At 72.0% G+C, this 5,247-nt stretch carries 6 protein-coding genes; all 6 read right to left on the bottom strand.

Annotation, left to right across the window (positions count from 1 at the left end; genetic code table 11):
- Positions 1-32: 32 nt before the first annotated feature.
- The 6 genes from ACFUVW_RS19370 to tsf all read right to left on the bottom strand — a co-directional run bounded on the left by ACFUVW_RS19370 (position 33) and on the right by tsf (position 5,184).
- Positions 33-584, bottom strand: a complete 552-nt coding sequence (locus ACFUVW_RS19370) for a DivIVA domain-containing protein (RefSeq protein ID WP_430567008.1) — start codon at positions 582-584, stop codon at positions 33-35.
- Positions 581-1,768 (bottom strand): 23S rRNA (adenine(2503)-C(2))-methyltransferase RlmN, encoded by a 1,188-nt coding sequence (rlmN, locus tag ACFUVW_RS19365; protein WP_430572928.1) that lies wholly within the window; start codon positions 1,766-1,768, stop codon positions 581-583. Before rlmN ends, ACFUVW_RS19370 begins: the two co-directional genes overlap by 4 nt.
- 9 nt (positions 1,769-1,777) lie before the next feature.
- Positions 1,778-2,569, bottom strand: coding sequence for a phosphatidate cytidylyltransferase (locus ACFUVW_RS19360; protein ID WP_430572930.1), 792 nt, complete (start codon positions 2,567-2,569; stop codon positions 1,778-1,780).
- A 116-nt stretch (positions 2,570-2,685) separates the two neighbouring features.
- Positions 2,686-3,243: a ribosome recycling factor gene (gene frr / locus ACFUVW_RS19355; RefSeq protein WP_430572927.1), complete on the bottom strand. Its 558-nt coding sequence runs from the start codon at positions 3,241-3,243 to the stop codon at positions 2,686-2,688.
- Positions 3,244-3,325: 82 nt separating this feature from the next.
- A complete protein-coding gene (gene pyrH, locus ACFUVW_RS19350) occupies positions 3,326-4,078 on the bottom strand; it encodes a UMP kinase (RefSeq protein WP_430572929.1) in 753 nt (250 codons plus the stop codon).
- A gap of 266 nt (positions 4,079-4,344) precedes the next feature.
- Positions 4,345-5,184, bottom strand: a complete 840-nt coding sequence (tsf, locus tag ACFUVW_RS19345) for a translation elongation factor Ts (RefSeq protein WP_430572926.1) — start codon at positions 5,182-5,184, stop codon at positions 4,345-4,347.
- Between the last annotated feature and the right edge of the window lie 63 nt (positions 5,185-5,247).

The raw sequence follows: 5,247 nt of genomic DNA, 5'->3' as shown, positions 1-5,247 counted from the left end.
CGGCCCTCCTCAGGCCTCGCGGGTGCGCCGGGTCACTCGACCCCGAGCAGCACCTCGATCGCGCGGGCGAAGAAGCGGTCCACCGGGCCCTCGGCGTAGCCGTCGGCACCCTTGGCACGGCCGAACGTGGCGGAGCGGATCTCGCCGGAGGTCAGCGGCTCCTGCCGGTCGAAGTACGCGACGAGCCGGTCGCACAGCGCGTCGACGTCGTCGGGGTCGTAGCCCTGCTCGCCGCGCTCGGCCGGGGCGAACTTCTCGCCGTCGGGCCGGCCCAGGCGCCCGTACATGGTGCGCGCGCGGTCGGCGAGCGCGGCCATCCAGGCCTCCTGCCCGTGCGCGGCCACGTACTCGGCGCGCTGCCGGGCGATGAACGCCGCCTCGAGGCGGTCCAGCGCCGCGTCGACCTCGTGCGTGTCGTAGCCGCCGCGCACCAGATCGAACGTCGACACCTGGATGTCGGCGTGCGACAGGGGCTCCGCGGTGCGGCCCTCGTAGGCCTGCCGGGCGTGGTCGAAGAAGTCCTCGACCTCGTCGCGGTCGTACCCGGTGCGCATCGCGGACACCGTGCTGAACAGTGCGCTCACTCGTCCTCCTCGGCCGCCAGCTGCCCGCAGGCGCCGTCGATGTCGCTCCCGCGGGTGTCACGGATCGTGGTGGGGATGCCGTGCCCGCGCAAGCGTGCCACAAACTCGTCCTCGACGGCACGCTCGCTCGCGGTCCAGATCGAGCCTGGCGTGGGGTTCAGCGGGATGGGGTTGACGTGCACCCAGCCGCGGCCGCGGGCGTTGAGCTTCTCCCCCAGCAGGTCGGCGCGCCAGCCGTGGTCGTTCATGTCCTTGATGAGCGCGTACTCGATCGACACGCGCCGGCCCGTCACCTCGAAGTAGCGCCGGGCGGCGTCGAGCGCCTCGTCCACGCTCCACCGGGTGTTGATCGGCACGAGCTCGCTGCGCAGGTCGTCGTCCGGGGCGTGAAGGCTGAGGGCGAGCGTCACGGGGATCTCGAGCTTCGTGAGCTTCTCGATCGCGGGCACCAGCCCGACGGTCGAGACGGTGATGTTGCGTGCCGACATGCCGAAGCCCTCGGGCTGGGGCGCCACCAGCGCCTTGACCGTCTCGAAGACCGCCCTCGGGTTCGCCAGCGGCTCGCCCATCCCCATGAAGACGAGGTTGTTCAGCCGCGTGGGCCCGCCCGGGATCTCGCCCGCGGCGAGCGACCGGTTCGCCGCGCGCACCTGCTCGAGGATCTCCGCCGTCGACAGGTTGCGCGTGAGGCCCAGCTGGCCCGTGGCGCAGAACGGGCACGCCATGCCGCAGCCCGCCTGCGACGACACGCACAGCGTGGTGCGGTGCGGGTAGCGCATGAGCACCGACTCGACCTTGGCGTCGTCGAACAGGTGCCACAGCGTCTTGACGGTGGTGCCGCCGTCGGCCTCGAGGCGCCGGGTCGGGCGGATGAGCTGCGGGAACATCGTCGTCGCGATGGCCTCGCGCGTCTTCGCCGGCAGGTCGGTCATCTGCTCGGGGTCGGACGTGTAGTGCTGGAAGTAGTGCGTCGCGAGCTGCTTGGCCCGGAACGGCTTCTCCCCCATCTCCTGCATCGACGCCACGCGCTCGGCCGGCGTGAGGTCGGCGAAGTGCTTCGGCGGCTTGCCCCGGCGACGCGGCGCCATCTGCAGGGGCATCGGCGCGGTCTCGTCGCCCGGCCGGACCGCGGGGATCCCGAGATCGGCGCCGGACGTCGCGGGACGGGCGGTGGTGGGGGGCATGACGGTTCCTTACAGGGCGCCGGACGGCGCCATGGTGAGCACGAGGTACACGAACGGGGCGGTGACGACCAGCGAGTCGAGGCGGTCCAGCACGCCCCCGTGACCCGGGAGCAGCGAACCCATGTCCTTCAATTCTAGGTCCCGCTTGATGAGCGACTCGGCGAGGTCGCCCACGGTGGCCGTGATCGCGGTGAGCACGCCGAGCACGATGCCCAGCACGGGGCTGGCGTCGAGAGCGAGCACCGCGCCCGCAACACCCACGGCCGTGGCCAGGACGAGCGAGCCCGCCAGGCCCTCCCAGGTCTTCTTCGGGCTCACGGTGGGGGCCAGCGGGTGGCGTCCCATCGTCACGCCGGCGATGTACCCGCCGGTGTCGTTCGCCACGGCCAGGAGGATGAACAGGGCCACCCGCAGCTCGCCGTCGGGCTGGGCGAGCAGCAGGAGGACGAAGCCCGCCAGGAACGGCACGTAGGTGGCCGCGAAGACCGCGGCCGCGCAGTCGCGCAGCGCCTGGGGCCCGGGGCCGTCCAGCACCCGCCAGACGACGACGGCGCCGACCGTCAGCACGTACGCGACGAGCAGCGCCTCGGGCCCCGCGGCGTAGGCCGAGACCACCATGCCGGCGCCGCCCACCAGCAGCGGGAGCATCGGCAGGTGGATGTCCCGCCGGGCGAACGCCTGCCGCAGCTCCCACAGCGCGGCACCGACCGCGACCGCGGCCACCGCGACGAACGGTTCCGGCCGGAACCACAGGGACGCCGCGACGCCGACCAGCAGCAGGACGCCGACCGTGATCGCCATCGGCAGGTTGCGGCCGGCGCGCGACGACGTCGGGCCGGCCGCCCCGCCGGTGGCCGGATCGAGCGGGGACGCGTCCTCGCCCGGTTCGAGGGGCCGTTCGGAGGGCTCTGGCACCATCAGACCTCGAGCAGCTCGCTCTCCTTGCCGGCGAGGAGCACGTCGATCGCCTCGACGTGCTTCTTCGTGAGCGACTCCAGCTCCTTCTCGGCCCGGGTGACCTCGTCCTCGCCGGCCTCGCCGTCCTTGACGATGCGGTCCAGCTCCTCCTTGGCCTTGCGGCGGACGTTGCGCACGGAGATGCGGGCGTCCTCCGCCTTCGTCTTGGCCATCTTCACGTAGTCGCGGCGGCGCTCCTCCGTGAGGGCGGGCATGACGATGCGGATCGCGTTGCCGTCGTTGGACGGGTTCACGCCCAGGTCCGACTCGCGCAGCGCCTTCTCGATCGTCGTCATCGAGCCCTTGTCGAACGGGGAGATGAGCACCGTGCGCGCGTCCGGGATGTTGAACGACGCGAGCTGCTGCAGGGGAGTCGGGGCGCCGTAGTAGTCCACGGTGATCTTCGAGAACATGCCCGAGTTGGCGCGGCCCGTGCGGATGCCCGCGAACTCCTCCTTGGCGACCTCGATCGCCCTGTCCATCTTCTCCTCGGCCTCGAGGAGGGTGTCGTCGATCACCGGTGCTCCATTCTCGTCGTCGTGCTCTCGTCGTGCTTCGTGGTGCTTCGTGGTGCAAAGGGTTCGTGCGGCTGGTGCGGTGTCAGCGGGTGGTGACCAGCGTGCCAATCTTCTCGCCCAGCAGCGCGCGGGTCACGTTACCCGGCTCCTCGAGGCCGAAGACACGCATGCGCACGTCGTTGTCCCGGCACAGGGACAGGGCGGTGGCGTCCATCACGTTGAGGCCGCGCACCAGGGCGTCGGTGTAGGTCAGGTGCTCGAGGCGCTCGGCGTCGGGGTCGGTGCGCGGGTCGGCCGAGTAGACCGCGTCGACGCCGTTCTTGCCCATGAGGACCTCGTCGCAGTGCGTCTCCAGGGCGCGCTGCACCGAGACGGTGTCGGTGGAGAAGTACGGCATGCCGGCGCCGGCGCCGAAGATCACGACGCGGCCCTTCTCCAGGTGCCGGATCGCGCGCAGCGGGATGTACGGCTCGGCGACCTGCCCCATGGTGATGGCGGTCTGCACGCGCGTCTTGACGCCGTCCTGCTCGAGGAAGTCCTGCAGGGCGAGGCAGTTCATCACGGTGCCGAGCATGCCCATGTAGTCGGCGCGCGCCCGGTCCAGGCCTGCGCGCGAGAGCTCGGCGCCGCGGAAGAAGTTACCGCCGCCGGAGACGATCGCGACCTGCACGCCCTGGCGGACGGCGTCGCCGATCTCCTGCGCGATTCGCCGCACGACGTCGGTCGCGAGGCCCACGCTGCCGCCGCCGAACGTCTCGCCGGAGAGCTTGAGGAGCACCCGGCGCGCGGGGGCGGCCTCGCCGGCCGCGTCACCCGTCGTCCGGCCCGTCGTGATGGTCGGCTCGGTCTGGTTGGTCTCGGTCACGTGCGTCACCGTCGCTCTCTGGTCTGTTCCGCATGCCCTGGGGCATGTTCCGCGTCCGCCGGGCACCGCCTACGACGGGCCGGCGGGTCGGGCGCGCTCGCCCGGTGGTCCCGATGGTCTCGTGTCGCCCTCCGCGCATCCTGGCACCGGACGGCGGCTCCCGCCCCGTCAGCGGGCGGGTACGCGAAGGCCCGACCGCACCGCGCACGGTGCGGTCGGGCCTGAGCGCGAAGGCGTCAGCTGCCGACGCGGAAGCGGACGAAGCCGAGCAGGGAGCCGCCGGTGGTGGCGACGTGCTTGGCGACGGTCGTCTTCGTGTCCTTGGCCAGCGGCTGGTCCACGAGCACGGCGTCCTTGAAGAAGCCGTTGAGGCGCCCCTCGACGATCTTCGGCAGCGCGGCCTCGGGCTTGCCCTCGGCGATCGAGACCTCGCGCGCGATCTCGCGCTCCTTCTCGACGACGTCGGCCGGGACGTCCTCGCGGGACAGGTACTTCGGGGCGAGCGCGGCGATGTGCTGCGCGACGTCCTTGGCGACCGGCTCGGCCGCGTCGTCGGTGGCGACGAGCACGCCGATCGACGGCGGCAGGTCCTTGGCCGTCTTGTGCAGGTAGGTCGTCACCTTGGGGGCCTCGAGGCGGGCCACGCGACGCAGCACGACCTTCTCCCCCATCGTGGCGCCCTGGGCGGCGATGGTGTCGGCCACGGTGCCCTCGGCGGCCGGGGCGGCGAGGCCGGACTCGGCGTCCGCGGCGCCCGCGGCGGCGACGGCCTCGAGGACCGTCTCGGCGAGAGCGATGAACTTCTCGTTCTTGACGACGAAGTCCGTCTCGGCGTCGAGCTCGATCATCGTGGCGACCTGGCCGGCCGCGGAGTCGGCGACCTTGACGGCCACGAGGCCCTCGGTGGTCGCGTTGCCCTCACGCTTGGCGGCGCGGGCCAGACCCTTCTTGCGGATGATCTCGATCGCCTGGTCGGCGTTGCCGTCGGCCTCGTCGAGCGCCTTCTTGACGTCGAGCATGCCGGCACCGGTGCGCTCGCGCAGCGCCTTGATGTCAGCGGCGGTGTAGTTCGCCATGGATGTCCTCCGTGCTGGTTCGAGGTCCGCCCGGCCCCGGTCGGGGTGCCGGGCGGAGTGGGT

This window comes from Isoptericola sp. NPDC057391, from assembly GCF_042668085.1.
In the GTDB taxonomy this organism is placed as follows: Bacteria; Actinomycetota; Actinomycetes; order Actinomycetales; family Cellulomonadaceae; genus Isoptericola.
The sequence above is the reverse complement of the archived record's forward strand: the minus strand, read 5'-3'. Positions and strand labels throughout refer to the sequence as shown.